The sequence below is a fragment of the Paenibacillus sp. GCM10023252 genome, from assembly GCF_042653305.1.
Classification (GTDB): Bacteria; Bacillota; Bacilli; order Paenibacillales; family Paenibacillaceae; genus Pristimantibacillus.
Genome location: NZ_JBHSHW010000008.1, coordinates 166,994 through 191,046 on the forward strand (window position 1 = coordinate 166,994; position 24,053 = coordinate 191,046).

Genomic DNA, 24,053 nt, shown 5'->3' on the forward strand with positions numbered 1-24,053 from the left:
TTGTAATAGTCTTGGCCGGCCAGTCACTAGACCGGCCAAGCAGGAATTCCTCTTATTCGTCCATTACCTCCGCAGCAAGCTCGCTCTAATAAGCTGAATCCCTTCATCCAGCAGCTTCGCGTAATCCTTCGTAATCTTCTTGCCTGACTGTGCAGCAATCTCATTGTGCAAGGATCTTAATCTGGCCGCTGTCAGGATGGGATACTTCGATCCCTTCTGCGCCTTCTCCACCTTAGCGTAGAGACTCTTCACCCACTGATGGTCCTTGATGCTTCCGTTGTCGAGCCCCTTCCGGATAAGCTCATCCAGCGTATCTAGACTTGCAGTAACGATTAGCTTATAGGCCGAATCAGATACATTGCCTGCTCGATCCGTTGCCCGAACGGCAATCGAATGCTCGCCATATCCAAGCTTGAACAGATCGGCAGTAATAGGTGAACTAACGATCTCCCCGTCCAGCCGCACGACGGTGGAAGCCACTCCGCTAGCTGAGTCTGAAGTCTGCACATCAAGCTTCAGCTCTCCCGTTATATCCACAGTAAGCTCACCGCTCATATGAATAGCTGGCCCGCTGCGGTCGATGCCGACATAGATCGTTCTGAGCTGTTCTTGATTGCCTGCAAGATCTGTCGCACGATAATCAATACGGTTCATCCCCTCTGCACTCACTTGTACAGAAGCGGACACCGTCTTCCAATCCCCTTGATTCATCCGATATTCGATCGACTGCACACCAGATCCGCCTGATTCATCAGCGGCAGCGAAGGTAAGACTTACACTTCCGCCATTGTAAGAACCTTGACCTGTTGCACCGCTCGCCTGCACAGTCGTAACCGGTGCTTGCACATCTGAGGGCTGCGGCTCTGCCAGGAACTTAGCTGCTCCGAAGTAGGATGTATTCTGCCACATGTCATTGGAGCTCGAATGCCAGGCCAGCTTCGATCCTGTCCCATCCCGATCATCAGTAGCTGCATCGAACCCGACCAGCTTCCCAGTGAAGTCATCCGGCCCATTCAGATTAGCTAATGGAATCTGAATCTCCATGACATAGCCGCCTTCCACTGCATCAACGCTGTACACAATCCCTTGCGTTGCATTCTGCCTCCATTCGATGACTCCCGACTGATCGTACGGGAAGATGAATTGGAAGTCATTCGAACCGTAGCTCGGCGACTTGCTGTTGTCGGCATCTATATAGAGCTCTACATCATCCTTCGCCCCAGCTGCATTCGCGCCGACATGATCATCCTTCACTTCAACCCAGGCGTATAGATGCTGATCATCCCACATGACCTTGAATTGACCGGAATGCTCAGCAAGACTTGGCAAGCCTGTAATCTTGCGGTCTAGAGGATACGCAGCCGCCTGAGACCAGCTGTTATCGGCTACTCCATCAATTACGATTGGGCTGCTCACCTTGGCAACGGCAATTCCGTCGAACGGCTTCAGCTGCAGCACAGCTTCCCTGCTCATCTTCACGCCATAGGGAGAGCTGATCCTCACGGAATACTTGCCAGCCATGCTCTCATGAATTCCCTTCAGCTCTAGCCGGTTGCCTTCCACGTTAGCGATAGGCTCACCGTTGAAGAACCATTCGTAGGACAACTCTGGCGTGCCTGCCGCTTCTACAGTGAGAGCAGCAACCCCACCTTCAGAGACAGTCACATCTTGCGGCTCCGTAATAATGGATGGAGCTGATTCCGCATCAGCTTGCGCGAGACTTCCAACCAACGTCACGATAGACTTGGCCGGCATATAGAAGGTATCGCCTGCTTGAAGGTCTGCCAGTTGAACAGCCTGCTCCCCTTCCGACGAACGATACACCTCGAACTGCTCAGGCAGATTGTTCCCTTCCATCGTCAGTGTGACCTTCTTGCGTGACTCACTCGTATTGACCAGTACGTTCGTGAGCGTCCTGTCCTCCCGGTGAAGGAAGGAGCTGACGAGCAGCTCTTCGTCACTTGCACTGCTCTCGACTTGAACAGCTCCCGGTCTAACGAAGCGGGAATAATGCTTCATGGCATATAGAAGATTAGACGGGCTGCCATCTCTTGCATACAAGCTGTAGAATGGGCTATCTGAACGAATCGTCCAGTACACCCATCCGCTGACGCGGCCGTACTTGAGCGCGAGATGCATCGCTTGTGCATACTCCATGGCCCCGCCCCAGTGCTGACCGTAGCCAGAGGTCTCCGTCATCCATAACGGCCGATTGTACTTCTCTGTAATCTTGCGAGTCTCCGTCCAATTGGAAGGCGTGGGGTCATCCTTCGTCGAACCATCTTGGCCATAGCCATGAACAGCGAATAAGTCCAGCAGCTCCAGCGCCTCAGGATCATCTCCTGCTGTCGTCATATAGTCGAGAATTCTCGGCAGATAGCCAATGTCCTCCGGCATGAACAGCTTCGTCGTTATGCCTTCCTTCTCGAATCGCTTGCCAACCACCTTCAGCAGCTCCTTGAGCTCCCATGACGTATAGACGGCAGATTGATAGAACTCATTGAAGGCTGGCTCATTCTGAATACTCAGGTACTCCACATCCACGCCTGTATACTGCTTGACGAAGCTGATATAGGCCACTAAGCGCTCAGCGAATTCCTCCTTAAGATCATTCGGCGATTCACTAGAGGCAATATGCCCCATAATGAGCTTATTCCAGTTGCTGTCGTCTCCGAAAATACATCTGGTATATTTCATCCAATATGGTGGACTCCATACCGATACCATGAGATGGAAGGGCTCGCCTGCTGCATCAGCAGCTGCCTTCATATCCATAATCGGCTGGAACCGTTCTTGAAGCGGACCTTCTTGATTCCTGCACATATCATTAGGAGTCAGGCTGCCATCTATATTCCAATTCGGAGAATTCCAATCGATGACATTCGGATCATCATTGTCATTGGCAATCTCGAAGTTCGTGGGCAAGCTGTCTCTGAATATAGTGAAGCCGAACTCATTCACCTGCTGATCCGGGTACTTAGAGCCTGAATCAGGGCCGAAGCCGCCGAAGCCGTCAATCCTCTGATATTCCTTCGACTTGTCAATTGCAATCTCAACGGGCTGCGGTGTTAACGTTGTCAGCTCAACTGCAGCACTCTTATCCGATTCATTGCTTGATGGATCCACGGCGCTGACACGGAAGCTGTAGGCAGTATCCTCATCAAGCCCTTCCGCCTTGAAGCTCGTTCCCTGTACAGTTCCAATGAGATTATCCCCTTGATAGATCTGATAACCGGATACGAACTGATTATCTGTAGAGGGCTGCCAAGACAACAAGACCGAAGACGTAGTCACCTTCGAATAGACAAGATTAGCTGGTACAGCAGGAGCTTCTTCATCCTGCGGGATCGGAGAGACACTTGCGTATGTCGTTCCGAATCGAAGCTCATCGACCTCTCCTGCCCCAGGTGCATGGCCCGGGTTGAACATCCATGAGGAGATAACCTTGTTATTCGCGATCGTGACGGCGGCATCTGGTGTTGCTGGTGCTTGCCCGCCGAGGAAGGTTGGGTTCACATACAAGCTGTAACGGGCAGGCGCGCCGAAGTCCAAGCGAAGGACGAGCATGGCAGCTTCTCCTGGCTCAATGGGAACCTTAGTCGGATAAGTCTGTCCCGCAATCTGCAGCGCCCAGTAACGGGTTGGTCCGTTGTCATTGCCGAAGTACCCCGCCTTGATGCCGCTCCAGTCACTGCCTATTGTGTAGAAGTCCCCGTCATCACGATTCTTACGAACGATGGCACTCATCCACAAGGTCGTACCTGGCTTGCCTATTCCCCCTTCTGTCAGATAGGCTGCGAAGGGACCATTAGCCGAGGTGTCCAGCTGGCGGGTTGAAGTCAAGTAAGAATAGCCGCCTGATGCATAATTCCCTTGCTGCTCCAGCGACAGATAGCTAAGCGGATTGTCCGCTCGTGTCTCGTATCCTGGTACCGTCGTATCATTGTTCTGCACAGACCAAGGATTGGCCCAGCCGAAGCCTCCGCCTGCCTGGTGAAGAGAGCCAGTCTGAGCCTGGAAGGAGTCATAGGCCAGCAGCTCATCTGTTGCTCCACCTCCGCCGTTCGGCAAGGTTCTTACCTTCAGCATCTCAGTGCGCTCCGACTCATTGCCTGCGGCATCGACGGCGCTAATCTGGAAGGCATACTCGGTGTTCTCATATAAGCCCGCTGCAGCATAGGTTGTACTGCGGACCGTGGCTACGTACACTTGATCGCGGTACACCCGATACCCGCTCACCGTCTGGTCCCCGCTTGAGTCCGCCCAGCTTAATTGGACAGAAGTGCTCGTTACGTCCGATGCGGTAAGCTGCTCCGGACGAGCAGGAGGCTCATGATCTTCAGCGATAGGCGTAACCTTAGCGTAGCTTGTCCCTATGCGCAGCTCATCCAGTGCGCCTTGTCCAGCCTTGCTGCCTGGAGCAAGCGTAATTCCTGTGAACGCAATGGAGGAGTCCGTCACAGCTGAGGCATCCGCTTCCTCCGGGGCGTTGCCGCCTAATTCTATTGGATTCACATAGAGACTAACCTTATCCTCAGCTCCGAATTCCAGCTTCAAGACGAGGAGAGCTGTCTTCCCTGCTTCCGCTCGAACTGTAGTCGGGTAGAGGATCCCAGCTGCTTCAAGCGCCCAATACCGATTCAGTCCTTCACCTGTAGTCGTCAGCTTGACCGGCTGCGCTCCGCCTCTGGTGCTTAATACGTAATAATCATTGTTATCCTCTTCCTTGCGAACAAGGGCACTGATCCATAGAGCAGAGTCATCACGACCTATTGAACCGCTCTCCAGATAGCTGCTGAATACCCCGTCATCGCTTACATCCAGGTTCCTCCAAGCTTCAAGATAGGATTGACCTCCTGATGCATAGTTGCCGGAATGTTCAAGACTTAAGTACTGCAGCGGCTTCATATCCGATACACCGAATCCTGGCAGTACGTTCGACTCATTCTGTACTTCCCAGCTGCTTGCCCAGCCCGTACCGCCATCGGCCCCGAGCAGCGGGCCGGTTGGTCCTTCGAAGCCGTCGTACGCTAAGAGTTCCTCCGGCTGTGCCGATCCCGCTCTGAGCAGAGCTCCAGCCCAGTTCGCATGGTCGCTGCTGTTCCCATTACCGCCGTCTGTTACCACAAGCTTCAGCTCTTGCTTACCGCTGATGTCAATATCCACCTGCTTAGTCGGCTCATCCGACTTCAGCAGACCGCTGTCATACAGCTGCTCCCCATCGGCCCATACCTCGAAGGTAACCGAGCCCGGCCAGGCGTCTACCTCGTCATCCACCCCAATGTCGCTTATGAATCGATGATATTGCCCGTTAAGAGCATAGCGCAGCTCTGATTCTGCATGCGTCCCGATACCGCTCTCATAGCTGATACCGTTAAGAGACATCGGATTGCCGTCCACACTCAGGTTCTTCTTCGGAGTGCTGAAGCCCTGTGTCATGAAGGTCCAGTCCAAGCTGCTGAGCATGACATCCCCAGTTGGACTGCCAGTAGGTGTTGGTGTCGGCGTTGGTGTTGGCGTTGGTGTTGGCGTTGGCGTTGGTGTCGGTGTCGGCGTTGTTCCTCCCCCATTACCGCCCGGTGCTACTAATTCCTTCGCTTGGCTGGCGGAGGACCACTTCAATCTTGCTGTTGCCCCGTATCCGCTGTCGTAATATTCCATCTTCACACTGTAAGTCTGGTCTGCCTCCAGCTGAATAGTGCCGCTGAACTCTGTAGGTGCTTGATCTTGCCACTTGTCGATGATGAGCTGATCATTAACCCACAGGCGGGCACCATCATCCGACTCCGTATAGAAGGTATAGCTCTCTGAGTACTTGGGCTTAATCTCACCCAGCCAACGGACAGAGAAGGTGTCTGCGTCGATAGAAGCATCAGGAGAGCCGCTTCCCCAATCATAGTCAATAAGTGCATCCTCACGAGTAACCTTCAAGTCCGTGAAGTCCAAGTTATTATAATAGAGCCCCTGCCAGCCCGATGCAGTGGCCGAAGTTGATACAACTAGCGGGGTACTTGCTTCAGACACGTTCCCAGCTGCATCATAGGCCTTAACCGTGAACGTATAGGACGCGCCCGGTGTTAGACCCGTTGCACTGAAGCTAAGCTTGTTCGTACTTCCTGCCAGCTCTGTTCCGTTATAGATATGATAGCCGCTCACGGCAAAATCATCTGTCGATGGATCCCAAGCGAGATTAACCGTAGTCGACAAGGCATTGACCGCGGTTAGCTGCGCAGGAGCTGTCGGAGCTGTCGTATCCGGGGTCTGAAGCTTCTCCGACACGGCAGCAAGTGCATGATACTTCGGGGTATTCAGGTTCTTAATATCTTCCACCGCTCCCCAGCTTCCATAGCGGGAGAATGGACCGGACAGGCTGAAGTAATTGAACAGCTCTCCCCCCTCCGCATACCAATTCTGCATAAGATCCTTATAGACGAGCTCACCCATCCTCGGATCGCGATTCGCCAGGATGCGATTGCCTACATTCTCTGTTCTTCCGCCGCCATTGTCAGGACCGCCTTCGTATACCATGTTGTGCAATCCGTATGTGCCAGCCACATTCCTTAGATCCTGCCTTAAGGCCCGATAGTTATCGCTGCTCTTACTCATCGCCTCAATGATCTGATCGACGGTAGCATCGTCTGAGACGTTATCTGGTCCGAAGTAGGGAGCTCCTGCAATCGCATACAAGTATTGGGCGGGATCTCCATAGGTGGCCTTCAGCCAGCTCAGCTGCTCCTCATACTGCCAAGGCTGTACAATCTGCCAGGCGTGAACAGGGCGGATTCTCTCGTTAATTGCATCCTCTCCGAACACTCCCTTGAACAAGCGGCTTATATCTACAATGCGCTTAGCTGCATTGCGTCTGCCCCACAAGTACTTGTCATCAGAGCCATCATTGTTCAGTACAGAGCCGCCCATAGCCACTTCTGCTTCGGCTTGCTGCTGGTTGTACGTGGCCTGAGAGAACATCCAGTTCCACACTTCATTGGAGTTCTCCACGTAGATATTGGCCTCAGGATCAAGCGTTGTCTTGAGGAGCTCAGCAAGCTGGGTAATGTAATCCTCTGTTGCTGCTATTGGAATATTAATCCATACATGCTTGCCAGTCTGATTAGCGAGCGCAATAATATCTTCCCATGCTACGCCATGTCGATCCCCTCTAGGCGCATCGTCCGGCAGCTTACGCTCGTTCCAATCCCATGTATGATCCGCATCGCCGTAATAGGGGTTCGTCCCGTTCGTACTAAGCCAATCCATGAAGCGGATTGTACTGAACGGAGCAAGAGAGGCTATGAACTCATTGGTGAATAGCTGAGTGGTATTCCCCTCATAGCCGGGGCGGATAATGCGGACATCCTTAATTCCGCCATTCGTATTCGCGAAGTTCAAGTACATTAGCTGCGCGCCTGAAGGCATCACAATCTCAGCAGTAGTCGTATTCGTATCTGCAGCGTAGACTTGATTCTCAACTAGCAGCCCCCCTCCTTCAGCCGAGCTGATCTCAGCCTGACCTGTGAAGGAGATATGGTATATACCGCTAATATCTACCCGATAACCCTCCGGATCATCAATCGTTCCGGCCCACTCTGCAATTGGCCGTACATCAAGTACCACGGTTCGCGCATCGGCGAGCGGCCAGCCTTGCTCATCGAGAGCGACCTCTCCACCCCCTATTGCTTCGAACGGTCTAGCCGTTCTCATCACATCAACGAACTCCATTGCTCTGCTGCCTGTTCCTGGTCCTTCCAGATTAACCCCAAGCGGGAACTCCTTGAACCGAGAGTCCGCTGACGCCGGCTCTGGAGCAGCTTGCGCAACGGCACTGAGAACGGGCAGAGGAACCCCCGTTACTACAAGTACGATCGACAACAGCATGGCTAACCACTTCACCCTTACTTGCCTGTTCACGAATATTTTTCCTCCTCGACACATTGTAAACGCTTCACATGCATTGTACTATCAGTCTCAGGGAGATTGACATGGAGGATTAAGACATCTGCTGGATTTATACGTGTGGAATTATTTGTATATGATTAAGGAGGTTACGAGGATGAACGAAGAGCTTGATTGGTCGTATGTCGTCAACCCTGCACCTGAACGAGGAGAGATGGACGTGCTTAGCGCGGGATATCAGCATTGCAAGGCAGGTACATTCGAGCCCTATCGAATGACCAATGTCTGCCTTATTCACCATGTCACATCGGGAAGTGGAACATTCCATTACGGGGATCGAAGCTTCCAGATTCGCACTGGCGAGAGCTTCTTCATCTTCCCAAGGGAATTATACAGCTACTCTCCTGATGCTAATGATCCGTGGAGTTATCAATTCCTAGCCTTGAGCGGTACCCGAATCGCCCAGATGCTGACCAGCTTAGGTCTGTCCTCTATGCATCCCGTTCTTAAGCCTCCGAGACCAAGACGTGTCTCCCTCTTGTTCCGCCAGATCTATCGTACCCTAAGTGAACGCAAGGCTGGCTATAACCATGAGGCAGCAGGACTGGTCCGGCTTGCACTTGCCCAGTACGCCAGCGGTGCTGAGCTGACGAATCCATCCGCTCTTCTAGCCAGCAGCCAAGCCGACCGAAGAATCAAGTCCGCTATCCAATGGTTGAACAGGCATTACACCTACGATATCTCACTCCAAGATCTTGCTGACCAGCAAGGCTGCACCCTCGACCATCTGACGAAGAAGTTCAAGAGCTTAGTTGGAGTTACGCCCAAGGAATATTTAACCCGTCTGCGGCTGGAGGCAGCCAAGTCCATGCTGTACTCCGAGCTGCCCATCAAGGTAATTGCCTCCAAGGTCGGCTACCTTGATCCATTCTACTTCTCCCGCCTGTTCAAAAAAGAATACAACCTCTCACCCGAAGCGTTCCGTCAACAAATTCATTGATTAACGGGAATAGACGTCTAAGCTTCCTACCGTTTTCCCCTGTCAGCTTGACGGAATTCTCTGTCGGAGACGGTCTTGACTGTACTATGGTTAGCTTACAGAGTACAAGAGTGGAAGGGTACAAGGGGGCGGTCATGATGAGGACATTCGCGGAGCAAGGACTGCAAGGCAAGATTATTGCCATTACAGGGGCAAGTCGAGGAATCGGACAAGGAATTGCAGAGGAGCTTGCTGCCTCAGGAGCAACTATCATAGCGATGGCTCGCAGCCTGGAAGACTTAACGATCCTGTGCGCTGCCATTCGAGCAGCAGGGGGACAAGCCGAACCTGTGCATGTGGACCTTCGCTCTAGAGCCAGCATTCGAGATGCCTTCTCTCATATTCGAAGCAGCTTCGGCCGATTGGATGTACTGGTGAACAATGCGGGGATGGGCAAGCCGGTTCAGGCTCTGGAGGTAACGGAGGAGGACTGGGACGAGCTGATGGACCTTAATCTGAAGGGAATGTTCTTCTGCTGCCAAGAGGCAGGGCGAATGATGCTGGAGCAGGGCGGCGGTAAAATTATTAATATGAGCTCCCAAGCCAGCATCGTTGGCATTCCCGGGGAGACGATCTACTGCGCTTCCAAGGGCGGGGTTAATCAGATGACGAAAGTACTCGCGTTGGAATGGGCTTCCTCAGGCATTACCGTTAACGCCATCGGGCCCACCTTCGTCTATACGCCAGGTACAGCCGAGCGTCTCGATCAGCCAGAATACCTGAACGAGGTCATGGCACAGCTGCCCCTCGGCAGAGTGGGTACGATTGCCGATATTGCCGGAACTATTAAGTACTTGGTGTCCTCTGCGTCAGACTTGATGACAGGCTCGCTGCTGCTGCTCGATGGAGGATGGACAGCAAGATGAGTCTGACGCTAATCGCTATTCCAACTCTGAATGCTTACAGAGCAGCTCCAATCTCGCCAGCCAGCCTCTGAATCTCACGGGCTGCCGTCTCTCGCTTCGTCTCCCACTGCTGGGACGGAAGGGTGAAGCTAACCGCAGCAACCGCTGCACCGCTGCGATTCAGGATGGGGGCAGCGATGCAGGAGAAGCCCGGCGCGAACTCCTCTTCATCGGTGGAGAAGCCTTGCTTCCGAATGACCGCAAGCTGGGCGAGCAGCTCCTCAGCAGAGGCAACCGTACGGTCCGTGTAAGACTTGAAGCTGACCTCCTTATGCAAGAGAATAACCTCAGCATCTTCCAGATGAGACAGCAGCATCTTCCCCATCGCGGTCGAGTAGGCCGGCAGCCGCATCCCCGGCTCGGATAGAAGCCGTACCTGCGAAGGAGCTTCCTTCTTAGCCAGATAGATGATATGACTGCCGTCCAGCTTAGCCATCTGTACCGTCTCTCCCAGTCGTTCGACCGCTGCTCCTGACTTCTGCATGAACAGCTCGACCAGGTTAATGCCAGAGAAGTAGGCGTTGCCCAGATAGGCGAAGGCGGCTCCTAGCGAGTAGGTATCTCCCTTCTCCCGATTCACCCACCCCAGAGTCTCCATCGTATGCAACAGAGAGAACATCGTGCTCTTGTTAATGCCTGTAGCAGCCGTAAGATCAATCAGCCTCAGCTTGGACGGCTCAGCTGCAATCGCCTGCACGACCAGATTGGCTCTCTCCAGCGCAGGCACCCAATATTTACGATCCATATTCTAGTCTCCTATAATCAACTAGCGGTATTATACCACATCCCGATGCCAGCCCTCCCGCGTGACCGTACATAGATGCTTCACCCTCTTCCACAGCTCCCCATCCTCCCACGGGTGGAAGTGCGGCTCCATCAACTCATGCCAGCCTGCCTCAGGCGAATGACTCGTACGGAGCTTCCCCTCCGGCTTGATAGGGCTGACTACTGCAGGCAGCTCTGCATAGGAGAACAACAGATTATCATAGTAGCCGATGAGATAACTCTTGTTGAAGCTCTCGGGCTTCTCTTCCTGCTGCTGATAATGATAGAAGATGTAGCTTGCTGCCCAATCTGGCCTAAGCCTTGCGATTGCGCCTACTCTGTCGTCAATTCTACGCCCTTCCTTCCAAGATGTCCGATCATGAGGTACCCCATCATGATAAACATCAGTCAGCTCCACCGCATATCGGCAGCCAGTCAGAGTCGGCCAAGCAGCAAGCCTGCTGAGCAGCTCTCCTGACCAGTCGAAGGAGCCGACCGCTACTCCGTCGTCATGTTCCAGATACGTGCATAGATATCTCTCTTCATGGAATACCGTTGCCTCATTAATGCCTTGATTGGTTCCCACTAGACGACGAAGCTGCTGCTCCACAAGCTGCTTCAGTACCAGTGCTTCCGCTTCGCTAACGGCTTCATTCAGGTAAGAGAGGTATAAGCTGCGTATCATTCAGCCTGTCTCTCCAGCTTATAGATTCGAATCGCGTTACCCTTGCGAACGGCTGCTCTTGCCTCATCATCCCAATGATTGGGCAGCAGCTGCTCCATATAGCGAATGGTATCGCCGTAGCTCCCGCCATTCAGCGCAACTGGCCAGTCACTCCCGAACAGGAGACGCTGTGAACCGAACAGCTCGATTGCTGCGTCGGCATAAGGAATATGCCGGTCCTGCTGCTGACCGTCGCCTTGGGTAATCATACCCGACAGCTTAACGAATGTATTCGGATAGTGTGACAGCTGCTCCATCTGACTCAGCCAGACCGCATACCCCTCTGCTGTGAACGGAGGGGCTGCCAGATGATTCACGACTGCCGTCATCTCCGGGAGCTCCTTCATTACATCGAGCAGAACTTCCCTAACGCCTGGAGAGATGAGCCAATCCAGCACCATTCCCCTGCTGATCAGATATGCCAGACGATTCAGCAGCACCTGCTTCGCCCCGCCCGTGTAGGAGGCGGCGAACCGTGCGTCCAAGCGAATGCCGGACAGGAGCTGCTGCTCCGCCAGCCAGACGATGGCTGATTCGGAGTAGTCCGCTGCGAGGTCGGTCCAGCCCACTACTCCTAGTATCCGCGGATACTGCTCCGCCAGACTAAGCAGGTATTCGGTCTCCTGCAAGGAAGGGGCAGCCTGCACAGCAACAACGCCACGGACGCGATGCTCGTCCAGCAGCGGCTCCAGCTCCTCATACTCGTAATCCCGGTATAGAATACCGGACTCGGGGGTCAGCCATTCATAATCTCCCCGCTCAATCTTCCACAGATGGACATGACTATCAATGTACTCTGGCATGTTGGGAATTCTCCTCTCGAGTGACGATAGATGGAATGTGAAGTCTTGGTTCAATATAATAAACTTAATTTATCATATAGAACAATTCTATCATCGGTCATGGAGGAGGGTCAACCGCTATGTCGCGGGCTCCGCACTGCAGCTCGTTGCACAAAAAAAAAAAAAAATAACCCCGACCAGCCTGCTGCCTGACTAGGTAGTCAGAACAGCAGGTGCAGCCAGAGCTGCCGGGGTTATCGAGGTTATATGATGATTGTGCGAGTCACGTTCCTTCCATTCCTTAACGCTCCAGCCAGGCGCGCAGCTCGGACAGCACCTGCTGTCCATCCTCGCAGCCCTGGTTGTACAAGGCGTCCAGCTTAGCCGGGTTGCGCTCCATCCGTCCTACGGTTAACTGCTGCTGCGGGCGGATAACGAACACCTCTCCCCGCTCCTCCTGGCGCTGAATGTGCTCAAGGGTTGCATTATACACGTCATGCCTGCGCTGCATGGCCTCGATTAGCTTCGGATACTTGCCATAAGCTCTTCGAGCCATCCAGGCGAACCGGTTCGGCGACTTCCGGTAGTCCGCATTCCTTGTCAGAATGACCACATTCCGCCGGTAGCCATCCTGCTCCGCCTTGCGAATGGGAATGGGATCCACGATGCCGCCGTCCAGCAGCTTCTTGCCGCCATACTCGACAATCGGCGCAATGAACGGCAGCGAGCTGGACGCCCTCAGCAGCGTCAATAGGTCATACTCACTATCCAAGCTGCGATCATAATAGACCGGTTCACCCGTCTCACAATCCGTCGTGCCGATGACGAACTGCTCCAGGCTGGCCATGAATGCCTCGTAATCGTAAGGAATCAGCACATTCGGAATCTCGTCGAACACGAAGTCCATCCCGAACAGCTCCCGGTTCCTCCAATAATTGCGCCAGGAGAGATAGCGAGGATCGCTAATCATGCCTACGTTCACTTCCCGGTTGCGGCCAATCTGTCTAGACAGATAGCTGGCGGCCATACATGCACCGGCTGACACTCCTATAATATAAGGGAAGTACAGATTCTGCTCTGCGAAGCTGTCCAGCACACCTGCTGTATACACCCCGCGCATGCCTCCGCCTTCCAATACCAATCCTGCTCCGTTCAAGTTCTCTCCTCCTCGCTTGCATCATACAACTTCTTAGATTGTATCCAATGAAGCTGGGGAAGGTCAACTTGAACAGGCAGCATGTGGGAATGGGCAGCATGTGAACGTGACGCATGTAGGAACGAGCAGCTCGTGTACTGGCCCCATGTGGACTGGTGCCATTGGAACAGACATATATGCTAGTCTACATTGAGATCTCGATATAAGCGATAGTAGCTGTACAGCATCCAGGCATGAACATGAGCGCAATACGGCTGGAATGGCTCCTCCAGCCAGCCAGAGTACAGCCCTTCCCGATTGGATAGGGTCGAGTTCAAGTAATCGGTGGCTGTCCAGGCGCCAAGCCAATAATCCGGATAGTTCTCCGCGAATCGGTGGAAGGTCAGCTTCTTCAGCAGCTTGCGAGCTTCTTCCTGATCGAAGCTGGCAATGCCGGCGATGAGCGGACCTTGATGAGCGAACCAGATGCCGCCATCCTCTCCTTCTCCACTGCTCCAGAGAGGAACCTCTCTCGTTCGTGCGCCATGCTTCTCCATACCCAGCACCCTTGACTTAATCTCTTCATACAGCTGCAGCTTCCTCTCTACCGGGAAGCTCTCTATCTGTAAGAGATAGGGCTGCGCCTCAATGCACATGGTCTCCATACCGAACTTCAGGTGAGGCTCATCATGCTCCCCTAAGTAGCAGCGCGGGGAGAAGGTACGGCCCTCCAGATCGGCCATGTAAGCCGAGTGTACCTCCTCGTAATACTGAGATAGACTGTTCACTAGCTCATCCAGCAGCACCTTGTCATTCCCTAGCAGCTCACGGCCTTGTACCAGTTGCTTCATTAGAGATGGAATGACGGCAAGAGCCATCGCGGTATTCATATGAGACTCCGCGAATAATGTGTAGATATTCGGGCTGTACGGGTGGAAGAAGCTATCACTCCAATCGGAGTTCAGCATCCTCACAAGTCCATGCTTCCCTCTGCCCACTGTATCTCTCAGGTAGATGAAGTGCTTAACGAGGAGCGTCAGCACCTTCTCCGTCTGACCAGCTTCCGCAGGATAATAGTGAATAGTCTCACTAAGGAAGTCGTAATCCTCAGTGACACGCAGGTACTCCGACACTGCCATATACATGTAGAGCTGCGGATCACTCTCCATATAGACACTGGGATTGCTGTAGCCGAAGCCGATATTCTGTCGCTTAATCTCCCCATCTTGCGAGCTGTGCTTCATCGCATAGCGAATGGAGGACTTGGCAAGCTTCGGATTCGTATAGATGAGCGGCAGGCTATGCTGTAGATGGTCTCGGTTAGAAGCGTTCTCGCCAAGGTGATACGCGTAGACGGAGCCTTGGGGAACATACGTCTCATGGAAGTACTGGCTGTACGTCGCCATCGCTTCAAGCGTATAGGCATTCCACAGCATCTCTCTGCGCAGAATCTCATCCTCTTCGTCCTCAAGGTTAGGCAGTACGCGGCGCCACTGCTTCGAATAGAGACCACTATCTTCCGCTCCATGAGCTCCCCGCTCCGAATCATGTGCTCTCGTCTGCTCTTCCACAGAGTCCGCCGCTTCAAGGAAGGTTAGTCCGATTACAGTACGAATGGTGGTCTGTGCCCCGGCCTCCAGCACCCTATCATACGAGGCAGACAAGATGTCTCCGATCTCTTCCGTGCGGAAGGCGACCTGACATGCTGCAGCTCCCACATCCGCTGACAAGCCCTTCATATAGAGCGATGGAGGTGCGATGTCATGCGTATAGCTGGCTGCGGTGCTCTCTGGGAAGACCATCAGCTTCAGAGGGGTGCAGCCGATATTAGCCTTCACGAGCTGCTGCTCTGGATAAGCGGCGAGCTCATTGCGATAGTCTACCATCCGGTCTGCTGCTGCAGTCGATTGATCGTTCATCATCATGTACTTGGCAAGAAGCTCTTCCGTATACGTCACGGATAACGGGTTGTCACTAGGATTAGATAACGTTACTTCTATTATAAAAGAAGGATTACCCGCATGAAGCTCCTCCGATGGCTGCATTGCTATCACCTTATGCACGAGGAGTCCTTCCGGCAATTCATAGGTATAACTGGCATAGCCGGCACCGAAGCGCTGCCTCGTCACCCGCTGTCCCAAGGTCAGCTCCCCTACGAGCGGATAAGCCGCAGCTTCCTCATCCAGAGGCTGCCTGCCTGCTGCCAGCCTCACCGTCGATTGATTCCATCCCTTGTTCTTACCGCCGTAGTTCAGTCTGGCCCATCCGCGCTCACCGGTCACGAATTGGAACATGCCGCTGGCATGCACGAACAGTGTAGCCCGGTAGTTCCCAAGTATGAAGCAGGGATCCTCAGGCAGCCTTGCATCCTCGCCTATCTTATTGTTAGCCGCGCAGGGATACCCTCCGGTATAGGCATATACCGGCAGCCTATCACGGTCCCAATCCCAATACCCATATCTGCTGCTCAAGCTTCAGCACCTCCGACTCCTTAGTTGTTCCTCTACTCTAATTCGTCTAGTCTAGAGGATCGCACCCTGTGACACAAGACGATCTCGCAGCAGCTCAGCATCAACGGACCTGACCATCGTCCGCCCTTCAATACTAAGCGCAGCAGCAGTACCAGCAGCTTGCCCCATCGCCATACACTGAGCGGAATTACGTGCGGAAGCTTGCGCCCCATGAGTAGCGGACAGGCATCTTCCCGCTACCAGCAGATTGCCGACTCCCTGCGGGACCAACGAGCGATAGGGGATGTGATAATAGCCGTCATCCTTCACATACACCCAGCGAGTATCCTTGCCGGCACCATGATCCTCCACCGGCGCGCCGCAGCAGGCAATGCCATCCTCGAAGCGGCGGCCTGCAACGACATCTTCTTCGGTAAGCATGTACTCACCGATGATTCGCCGCGTCTCCCGAACGCCAATATAATGACTCGTACTCATTAAGAAGGCATGCTCGAAGCCTGCCACGCATTCCTTCAGGAAGGCGACATATTGCTGAGTCTGCTTACGGCCCTCCACCTCAGCGAGCGTCAGCGCATAGGGATCGGTCGCATCGACTCCGCTGACCCGCACCATGTTCGCTTGGATGACACCAGGGTTCGGGGTAATATGCCAAGACCCTTCTTCCCTCGGGAGCACATACTTGCCGCTCGCATTGGCTTCCTTCATCATGGCAGCCATATCCGCATGGCTTACTCTCTTGGCCGCAGCTGTATCTACTCCCCCCATGAAGAAGATCGTAGACAACGACTGCAGGTCCTTCGTCTCACTCTGCTCGAAGAGCGCGCCAGATCTCGCGGCAATATCACCATCGCCTGTCGTATCCACATACACCTTGGCGGACACCTCGGTCAGCCCTCGCTTGTTCGCGAGCAGCACACCCGTTATAGTTCCCTCCGTCACATGCACCTCGCTTGCATAGGTGTGGAACAAGAGCTCAGCGCCTGATTCGAGCACCGCTTGTTCGTACACCATCTTCAACCTCTCCACATCATAAGTGATGCCGGTGCCCGCCCCATACGTATTCTTCCGCTCGAAGGCTGCATTCGCCTCCGTCAGTTGACTAGCAATCTCCCACGGAATGCCGCCGACGATGCGCTGCTGCTCCTTCGGTGTATAGAAGCCGTAGAACGTATCGACTCCTGTCGCTGTCCTCGAGCCACCCAAGCAGCCTTGGGATTCAACGAGCAATACGGATAGCCCGCTGCGGGCTGCACTAATCGCCGCACATACGCCTGCTGCTCCACCGCCCAGCACGAGTACATCAACTGTCTTGCGGTGTTGTTGTTGATGGTGTTGTTGTTGCTCCGTCATTGGCTTACTCTCCTCTGCCCTTGGGATTAGATGGATCTCGTCGTCCGCCAGTACTCCTCATACGAAGCATTGAACAACCGCTTAGATTCCTCGTCTCCGACAAAAATAGAGCTAGTCAGCACCTTCGGCGGCTTGCCTGCAGACGTCAGCTGCTGGGCCACCTTGCACTTGATCAGGTTGACAATAATCGTGTTGCCAATGGTCGATCCCGGACCTACCGGGGTGTGCAGACCATCAATCTTCACCATGGCGTCGCCCGGCACGGCTCCGTTGTCGATGACGATATCCGCCAGCTCGAACAGCCGGTAGCCGGAGCTGTGCTTGGAGCGGCTCAGCTCGCTGTGTCCGACCGATGTGACGGCGATAACCGGAATGTTGCGCTCCTTCATGGAGAGAGCGATATCGATTACGACGCTTCCCGCTCCACTGTGGGAGAACAGCATCATGCTGTCATGCGGGCCATAGTGGACTTCGTCCGCGATGACGCGGCCGAAGCCCTCGACATTTTCAAGGAACATGGCCTGACGTTGTCCGTTGCTGCCTACCACCGCATGGTGATTGGTTAGAGAGAGCTCGACCATCGGGTGGAAGCCGGGGAAGCTGCCGTAGCGTGGATACATCTCCTCGACCGCCATCCGCGAATGTCCGCTGCCGAACAGATGCACCAATCCGTCTTGGTTAATGCTGTTGAAGCAGATCTCTGCGGCTTGCTCAATAGCTGCCATCTGCGTGCTCTCCACACGCTCAATGACCTTCTTCACGCCATCGAGGTAGTTCACATCAAGTGCTGCATAAGCTTGCTGTTCATTCGTCGTCGTCATCGTATTGACACTCCTCTAGATTAAGTTATTGGGCCGTCCAGCCGCCGTCTACGGGCAGCGCAATGCCGGTAATGAATCTGGCTTCCTTGCTGGCGAGGAACAGAATGGCCTCGGTGACATCTGTCGGATAGCCGACATGCGGCGCCAGAGGCTGCAGCTCCGTTAAGGCCTCCTGTATAACAGGGTCGTTAATGGCACGCTGGGACATCGGGGTATCCAGCAGTCCAGGGCAGACGACATTCATCCGGATGTTATGCTTGGCATAATAGACAGCGGCCGACTTCGTTAAGGAGATAACTGCTCCTCGGCTCGCCGCATACGCATGGGTCGTGAAGTGGTCCCTCGCCCCGACCATGCCAAGAACTGAGGAGATGTTCACGATCGCTCCGCCGCCGCTCTGCTGCTTCATGAGCTGCAAGGCAAGACGGTTGCTGTTGTAGACGCTCTTCACATTGACGCTCATCGCCTGATCCCAGCCCTCTTCCGTACACTCGTCAAGGGGACCGTCGCCATACCGTCTGGCACTGATTCCTGCTACATGGACGAGTACGTCCAGCCTGTCGATCGACTTGCCCAGCTGGGATGCCGTGTGGTCCATCTCCTCGGTATTCGCGGCATTAGCCTGATAATAGATCACGTTAGGGGAGGATAGGATAGATAACTGCACATCAGAGAGCTGCTCCCATGACTCTAAGCCGACAACGGCTACTTGGCTCGCTCCTTCTGCTATGAAGCGCTTCACCGTCTCCAGCCCGATACCTCCGGTGCCCCCTACTACAAGGACATTCTGCTCGCCCAATCTCATGCTCGCTCCTCCCTGACGGCTGTAAGTGATCGCAGTGAGTAAGCTTCTGCTGGATTATGGCGCAGCATCCGATCAACGTACTCATCGGATACCCCCTCTGCTCTCAAGCGAGGGACGAACGAAGCCAGCAGGTGGGCCATGCCTGGGCCGCCGCCATAGGCCTTCCAGTAGGAGCGTAGAGCGAAGTCGGTGCCGAGGAGCAGCTGCCGCTCGTATCCCGCTTCAATCATGCCGCGAATAATCTCGACACCGTGCGAATCCGGGTGATACTTGATGCGGGAAGCATTGTCATACTCGAGGAAGCAGCCGGTAGCCGCTAACTCCTTGTGCAGATAGAGGTCAGGATTGCGATCCATATGACAGATGATGACATTCCTCGGGTCAACTCCGAATCCGGCTAGCAGCTCAATCTGGTCCAGGCCGCATGTACCATGCTCGGTATGTGTAGCAATCGGCACCCCAGTAGCCAGATGAGCGATGGCGGCTGCCTCGAGCAGCTTCCTCGATACAGGTGCGATGACGTTGTAATCCGAAGCTCCCTTCAGCACTCCTGCACGCGCCGGCAGACGGTCTACGAGCGGTCCGTTGTAGCTGTGCCGGTCCATCCCGATCTCACACTCGGCAATGAGCAGCTCCGCAATCTGATCTGTGGAGTAATGATAGATCCAGTGCAGATCATCGTAGTACATCGGCTTGTGGAACCCGGTCACTGCAACGATATGCGCTCCAGTCTGCTGAGCAATGTCCACCAGCGCTGCAGCATTCCGGCCGCTGTCTAGCGGCATATAGTCAACGAATGTCTTGGCCCCGTGCCGCATGCAATCCTGAACCTCGGACACGGCATAGTCCATTCGGTTCAGCTGCAGGTCCTTGTTTTTCATGACGCCTAGCCCGCCTTGAATGATGAGATGCTCATGAGCGTACACGATGCCCAGTTGATCCGCCGGCACATCTCCAAGCACGGTTCTTACCTTACGTCCTTCCATGTCAACCCCTCCTCGTACAGAATGCTTCGTATTAGTACACACAACTACGTGCTGATGCCTTCGTGAGCACAACTTTGGGCACGCTAGTAGTTCTAGGATGCTGTAGGTACCTAACGGAACTCACAGCCTCTATTTGGTCTTTTCAGCCTCGATTTCGCAGCTTACGGAACTAGGAGCCCTTATTCAGTGATTTGTGATGAAAAGAACCTTCGAAATAGGCGAATAAGGTTTCTCAGTTCCGTTTAAGACCTCGCATTTCGCCTAATTTCGCAAAATAAGGTCTGTGAGTTCCGTTAGCAAGCTCAGCCGAATCGTTGCAGCAGCGGCAAATTAACTGCTTAGGCAGTTAAGCGGCTCATACCGCTCTGCCCGCTCTGGTAGCTCTGGCGGATCATACCGCTCAGCCCGCTCTGGTAGCGCTGGTGGCTCATACCGCTCAGCCAGCTCGTGTGGCTCAGCCCGCTCAGCCCGCTCTGGTAGCTCTGGTGGCTCATATGGCTCATACCGCTCTGGTGGCTCATACCGCTCTCATTCCTCCATCCTGGTTAGCGCCCAAGCTGCTGCACCGACGGCCCCTGCATAGTGCTCGAACTTCGCTCGCACGACATGAACTCCGCCCAGCTCGGCCGGGAACAGGATTGTCTCCCGCGTGAGCCTGCTCCTCACCATCTCCAGGAGCCGCTCGGAGGCCGACACACCTCCGCCAAGGATGACGGCTTCAGGGTTCAACATCGCAGTGGCGTTGCGAATCGCTTGAACGAGCGCATCTGCTGCATCAGCCAGAATCTCCAGCGCATAGGGGTCCCCTATTCCTGCCGCAGCATCGACCGTCTCCGATGTTACTAGTCCAACATCTCCGCGGACTATATCGCGCATCGTCGTAGGCAGCCCTTGGCGAATCATGCGAATCGCAGCGGAAGCAATAGCTGATCCGCTCGCAATCGTCTCCAGACAGCCTCGATTGCCGCAGCCGCAGCGAAGCCCTCCAGGACGAATGACTTGATGACCTAGCTCACCGCCTACCCCGCGGCTTCCAAGCATGAGCTCCCGGTCTATTACGATGCCGCCTCCTACACCGGTTCCCAGCACCAGGCAGATGAAGTCCGAATACCCCTGCCCAGCACCTGCGTATAGCTCAGCGAAGGCTGCCGCTCTCGCATCATTGAGCAGCTCTACCTTAACCCCCGTCAGTCGGTGCAGCTCACTTCGAAGCGAGACCTTATGCCAAGCAACTGGGAAGTTAGGGAGCAGCAGCACCTGCTCCCTAGCTTGGTCGAGCACACCGGGGACGGTGACGCCAACGGCACCCAAGCCCTCTGCTGATTCCCGCTTACATGCCGCGATCAACTCAGCCAGCCTAGCGGTCACTGACTCCGGTCCCTCCTCTGCCTTGGTCGAGACATGCCGTTCACCATGAATCTCCCCGCTGTCGCTGAGTAGCACGACCTTCATCGTCGTACCGCCTATGTCAATGCCCAGACTAAGGGGCATAGTTCCACCCAGCCTCTCTTGTTTGTTTATATTATGTTTGTACGTACAATCGTATTAATAATGTTATTATAGTATATACAATACGATCTGTCTACGTTATTATGCCGATTGTTCGTACAAACTAAGGAATAAAAAAGACTGCGTTCTCCCCTGCTGTAAACAGCAAAGGAAAGACACAGTCTTCTTAGAGCTTGATCGGCATTCCCGTCCAGAGACAGGAACTAAGCCTCAAGTTATCTGATCCCGGCTCAGTCGAATCTCATACGAGTACTTATCTGCGCGGATGGTCCCGTCTTCATACACCAGCGGAGCTCCAGCCGAATCATAGGCGGTCCGCCGGAACCTGAGCCCGGGGAATCCAGGCTCGACAGACAAGAGCTCGGCGGCTGTACCATCCAGCACGGCGCCTTCAATGACATGCAGTGCTTCGCTTACAGACCTTCCGGTATGAAGCTGAATGAGCTCATAGAGCGACCCAGAGTAATCCAGCTCCTTCTCCATTCCTAAGGACATAGGCAGATAAGCCTGAGAGTAGACAATGGGCAGTCCGTCGCCTGTACGGATCCGGTTAACTAGCAGCGTCTTCTCGTTATCCCCCAGCAGCAAGCCCGCTGCTGCATGCTTGGGCGGAGAGATGACCTCCACATCCAGCAGCTTGGAGCCCGGAGTCATTCCGCGCCGCTTCATCTCTTCGGTGAAGCTTAACAGATTCGGCAGATCGACCTTCACCTTCACTGGAGCAAGGAAGATCCCTCTGCCCGTTATCCGTGAGATGAGACCATCATTCTCAAGCATGGTCAGTGCATTGCGAATGGTGGCCCGGCTCACTTGGAACCGCTCCTGCAGCTCCACCTCTGTGGAGTAATAGTCTCCAGGCTTCCGCGATCCGTCGCTCAGCTCAGTCTCCAGCCGCTGATAGATCTGATAATACAGCGGTATAGGCAAGTCCCGATCCAGGTGAACCATGCTATTGTACGCCTCCCGTCTAATTACGTTTGTACGTACAATATTAACATAGTCCGATACCCTTCGCCAGATGAAGCTTAAGCCGCCTCAGCTACTGGACAGAGACATCATCCATGCCAACCCAGCCGCCAGCCGCCACCGGTGCGCTAATCCATACTTTAATCGCTTGCCCAGCCGATGCGCTCACGGTGAAGGTCACTTTCTGATACCCTCCACTGGCTGCTACGCTCTGCTGCCCTTTATTCACTCCGGCAACATCCGCTCCAAGCTTCACATTGCTTGCGATGTTGGTCACAATATGAGCGGTTACCGTGTAGGTTTTCGTTACAGGTGCGTTCACCGTCTGAGAGAGCTTAGTCACTGCAGTTGTGCTGAAGGCAGCCTTGTGCGTGCCGGAGTATGGTCCTGTTCCTTCAACCGTTATGCCTGTGCTATTCTGCTCGGCCGTCCAGCTTCCGAGATTTCTCCATTCGAAGCTAGGATTGCCGATTAGATTCTGGTTCTCGAGTGCTCCGCGGTCTGGCCCAGCCCCTCTAGGACGCGGATTGTAGCTGAAGTCATTCGTCGGAGCTCCTGCTGCGACACCCTTGTCAACCGCTCTAGAGCCGATTTTGAGACGGAAGTCTCCGCCTGCCGCATTCTCAAAAAGAGGATCTGCCCAGATGTCATTCACCCCGCTCACTTCAGGAGTGCCGTTCGAATACACATTGTAATTGTACGTAAGATTCGTGTTGTTGTAGTTTGAATTAACTTTTTTGCCGGTACTGGCCACTAGAATATTGTTGATGATCTTGACCTTATCTGTGGAGTTGGCGTAGATCTCCCCCTCATTAAGCTGTGTATTATTCTGATAAGCTGTGTTGTTCACGATATCTACATTATGGCTGTAGTACGCATGAATTCCTGACCCGCCATTGCTGTAGCTGATGTTATTGGTTACCAAGGTCTTGCCATTATAAGCAGGATACTTGTCTAAGATCTGATGATTCTGGTTGTCATCAATAATAATGCCGTTCCCGTCGGAATAATCCTTAATCTTGGCCCACTTCACCAATGTCTTGTTATTATACACTCGGTTATTACGAACTACATTCTTGTAGCTGGTCGTATTGGTATCCTTATCGACAGAGTGCAGGATCGACATTCCGCTCGTCGCGTAGAGGTTGTACCACGACGTATTGTATACGGTGTTATTCTCGAAGTTGATGTAATCGGATTCCTCTGCGCCAATTCCTCCTCCTGGTGTGTCATGTACGATGTTGTTCTTAATCGTCACATGCTGCGGATTCACAGTCGTTCCGCTTGCAGGCCTTATGCTAATGCCATTCGTCTGGGTCTTCCGAATATAGTTCCAATCAATCGTACCCCCAGCCTCATTCGCTATAAAATGATTATACCGGGCTTCTCCCTCCTGCAAAGTCAGGTTGGCGGTATCTCCTTCAATCTCAAAGCCTTCAATATGGATATATGAAGCGTTTACAATTATGTGATTCCAAGCGTCAATCGCCTTGAGCTTAGGACGATGTCCAGGGTAGGCTAAGTACTTAATATCGCCGCCTGTTGCACTCCCCGAGCGGGTTACCTGGAAGACAGATTGGTTATCGCTCTTTTTGTAGTAAGTGCCGTTCATGACATATACGGTATCACCAGCGTTAGTTCGATCTGCCGCATATTGAATAGTCTTGTAAGGCTGTTCAGGCGTCGCACCATAACCAGTCCCGTCTACCCCTGTATCAATATCAACATAATACGTTGCTGGAGCAGCCTGGGCCGCACCCGCGAAGGAGAATAAGGAGCACGATACAATTAGAGACAAGAACAGACTAACTGCCCTTCTAGGCTTGCTTAATCTGGACTTCTTCTTCATTATTATTCCTCCTCTTGAATGTGCAGAGAACCGGGTTACCCCGGTCCCTGCGT

At 53.7% G+C, this 24,053-nt stretch carries 16 protein-coding genes; 2 read left to right on the plus strand and 14 right to left on the minus strand.

The window, feature by feature from the left end; all coding sequences use genetic code 11:
* Positions 1-63: 63 nt before the first annotated feature.
* A complete protein-coding gene (locus tag ACFO9Q_RS05715) occupies positions 64-7,908 on the minus strand; it encodes an NPCBM/NEW2 domain-containing protein (protein WP_379179609.1) in 7,845 nt (2,614 codons plus the stop codon).
* 142 nt (positions 7,909-8,050) lie between these two features.
* Here ACFO9Q_RS05715 and ACFO9Q_RS05720 point away from each other — a divergent pair, with 142 nt between their 5' ends.
* Both ACFO9Q_RS05720 and ACFO9Q_RS05725 read left to right on the plus strand, forming a co-directional pair.
* Entirely contained in the window at positions 8,051-8,893 is an 843-nt protein-coding gene (locus ACFO9Q_RS05720) for an AraC family transcriptional regulator (protein ID WP_379179611.1), read from the plus strand.
* Positions 8,894-9,027: 134 nt separating this feature from the next.
* A complete protein-coding gene (locus tag ACFO9Q_RS05725; RefSeq protein ID WP_379179613.1) occupies positions 9,028-9,798 on the plus strand; it encodes an SDR family NAD(P)-dependent oxidoreductase in 771 nt (256 codons plus the stop codon).
* 34 nt (positions 9,799-9,832) lie between these two features.
* Here ACFO9Q_RS05725 and ACFO9Q_RS05730 read toward each other — a convergent pair whose 3' ends face one another.
* From ACFO9Q_RS05730 to ACFO9Q_RS05790, 13 genes are all read right to left on the minus strand, one after another.
* Positions 9,833-10,582 carry an IclR family transcriptional regulator gene (locus tag ACFO9Q_RS05730; RefSeq protein ID WP_379179616.1) on the minus strand — a complete coding sequence of 250 codons (750 nt, stop codon included), beginning with the start codon at positions 10,580-10,582 and terminating at the stop codon, positions 9,833-9,835.
* Between the two features lie 30 nt (positions 10,583-10,612).
* A complete protein-coding gene (locus ACFO9Q_RS05735; RefSeq protein ID WP_379179618.1) occupies positions 10,613-11,287 on the minus strand; it encodes a hypothetical protein in 675 nt (224 codons plus the stop codon).
* Positions 11,284-12,129: an amidohydrolase family protein gene (locus ACFO9Q_RS05740; RefSeq protein WP_379179620.1), complete on the minus strand. Its 846-nt coding sequence runs from the start codon at positions 12,127-12,129 to the stop codon at positions 11,284-11,286. Before ACFO9Q_RS05740 ends, ACFO9Q_RS05735 begins: the two co-directional genes overlap by 4 nt.
* 280 nt (positions 12,130-12,409) lie before the next feature.
* Entirely contained in the window at positions 12,410-13,264 is an 855-nt protein-coding gene (locus ACFO9Q_RS05745; RefSeq protein ID WP_379179622.1) for a patatin-like phospholipase family protein, read from the minus strand.
* A gap of 179 nt (positions 13,265-13,443) precedes the next feature.
* Positions 13,444-15,714, minus strand: coding sequence for a GH36-type glycosyl hydrolase domain-containing protein (locus tag ACFO9Q_RS05750; protein ID WP_379179624.1), 2,271 nt, complete (start codon positions 15,712-15,714; stop codon positions 13,444-13,446).
* A 51-nt stretch (positions 15,715-15,765) separates the two neighbouring features.
* Complete coding sequence (locus ACFO9Q_RS05755; RefSeq protein WP_379179626.1) at positions 15,766-17,064, minus strand: FAD-dependent oxidoreductase; 1,299 nt, start codon at positions 17,062-17,064, stop codon at positions 15,766-15,768.
* A 26-nt stretch (positions 17,065-17,090) separates the two neighbouring features.
* Complete coding sequence (locus ACFO9Q_RS05760; RefSeq protein ID WP_379179628.1) at positions 17,091-17,885, minus strand: sugar isomerase domain-containing protein; 795 nt, start codon at positions 17,883-17,885, stop codon at positions 17,091-17,093.
* A 25-nt stretch (positions 17,886-17,910) separates the two neighbouring features.
* Positions 17,911-18,690 carry an SDR family NAD(P)-dependent oxidoreductase gene (locus tag ACFO9Q_RS05765; protein WP_379179630.1) on the minus strand — a complete coding sequence of 260 codons (780 nt, stop codon included), beginning with the start codon at positions 18,688-18,690 and terminating at the stop codon, positions 17,911-17,913.
* Positions 18,687-19,676, minus strand: a complete 990-nt coding sequence (locus tag ACFO9Q_RS05770; protein WP_379179632.1) for a phosphotriesterase family protein — start codon at positions 19,674-19,676, stop codon at positions 18,687-18,689. The genes ACFO9Q_RS05765 and ACFO9Q_RS05770 overlap by 4 nt, the downstream gene beginning before the upstream one ends.
* A gap of 338 nt (positions 19,677-20,014) precedes the next feature.
* Positions 20,015-20,197, minus strand: coding sequence for a hypothetical protein (locus ACFO9Q_RS05775; protein ID WP_379179635.1), 183 nt, complete (start codon positions 20,195-20,197; stop codon positions 20,015-20,017).
* A gap of 7 nt (positions 20,198-20,204) precedes the next feature.
* On the minus strand, positions 20,205-21,167 hold the full coding sequence (locus tag ACFO9Q_RS05780) for an ROK family protein (RefSeq protein ID WP_379179637.1): 963 nt from the start codon (positions 21,165-21,167) through the stop codon (positions 20,205-20,207).
* Between the two features lie 228 nt (positions 21,168-21,395).
* Positions 21,396-22,133 (minus strand): GntR family transcriptional regulator, encoded by a 738-nt coding sequence (locus ACFO9Q_RS05785; RefSeq protein ID WP_379179639.1) that lies wholly within the window; start codon positions 22,131-22,133, stop codon positions 21,396-21,398.
* A gap of 91 nt (positions 22,134-22,224) precedes the next feature.
* The gene (locus ACFO9Q_RS05790; RefSeq protein WP_379179641.1) at positions 22,225-24,000 is read right to left on the minus strand and encodes a right-handed parallel beta-helix repeat-containing protein; all 1,776 of its coding nucleotides are present in this window, start codon (positions 23,998-24,000) and stop codon (positions 22,225-22,227) included.
* Positions 24,001-24,053: the final 53 nt, after the last annotated feature.